The sequence below is a fragment of the Nocardia aurantiaca genome (assembly GCF_009708175.1).
GTDB lineage: Bacteria > Actinomycetota > Actinomycetes > Mycobacteriales > Mycobacteriaceae > Nocardia > Nocardia aurantiaca.
Genome location: NZ_WMBB01000041.1, coordinates 1 through 1,190, shown reverse-complemented (window position 1 = coordinate 1,190; position 1,190 = coordinate 1). Strand labels below are relative to the sequence as shown.

Annotated in this window: 1 protein-coding gene; it reads left to right on the top strand. The window is 60.9% G+C overall.

The features are described from left to right. Positions 1–625 precede the first annotated feature (625 nt). Positions 626–1,190: reverse transcriptase domain-containing protein (locus GLP40_RS33110; protein ID WP_328290948.1), on the top strand; the 565-nt coding region annotated here is incomplete at its 3' end.

Below are 1,190 nucleotides of genomic sequence, written 5' to 3'. Positions count from 1 at the left end.
CGGATAGTGCGTCACGAACGCTGAGAGGAGCTGGTGCGTAGGAAGAGGTTCCTCGAAGCGGTGCTGCGTGAGAGATGGAGGATTCTCGGCCCTCCGGTGTCGCCCTGCATGGGGGAGGCATCAAACCACCCTCTGCTGCGTTAGCTGAAGACTGTCGTGGTGAGCGATGAGGGAAAAGGCGTCCGTTGGAGGCGTCAGGTGGGGATCAGGAAGGCGTTGCGCTGAAAGCCCCTGCGGGGGTTCGCTGTTGAAGCGTCGAAATGTTTAGGACGACATCGAAACCTGGGTTTTATCCGACCTTGGGATGAGTCTGGCGGGAACCTGCTTACTGGCCAGATGGTGTCCGGCGTGAAGGCGGCGCGAGCCTGATCTGCTGCTCTTGCGTGGAACGTGAGAAGGCCCGTCCCGATACTTCTGTCCGCGAAGATGATTCGCGGTCGGAGACAGGGAGCATCCCAAGCGGAGAACCCGCGAGGGACTGAGTACCGATGCGGGACGGTGCCGGCGGACTGGCTCGTAGTAGCTGGGAAGTTCCTGCCTGGCGCGGTGGGAATGGAGCCAAGGGGCCAGGTCATCCGTGGCTGGACTTGTTCGATCAACCAGGCGATGCCCTGGGAGGAGTCGCGTGAGTGAGCTGAAGTCAACAGGCAAGCCGTTCGAGATCTCCAAGCGGGAGGTCTGGGAGGCATGGGAGAAGGTCAAGGAGAACAAGGGCGGACCAGGCGTAGATGGGGTGAGCATCGAGGACTTCGAGAAGGATCTGAAGAACAACCTCTACAAGATCTGGAACAGGATGTCCTCGGGAAGCTACTTCCCGCCTCCGGTTCGAGCGGTGGAGATACCGAAACAGCACGGCGGCGGCACGAGGACTCTCGGAATCCCTTGTGTCGGCGACAGAGTGGCGCAAACGGTGGTGGCCGTGCACTTGGAGAAACGGGTGGATCCGGTGTTCCATCCCGACTCCTACGGTTACCGGCCGGGAAAGTCGGCTCTGGATGCGGTGGGGAAATGCCGGGAACGGTGCTGGCGCAAGGACTGGGTGATCGATCTTGATGTCCAGAAATTCTTCGACTCCGTCCGATGGGACCTCATCGTCAAAGCTGTGGAGGTGCATACCGATGCCCCGTGGGTGGTGCTGTATGTCAACCGGTGGCTCCGAGCACCGGTGCAGCAGCCCGATGGGACCGTGT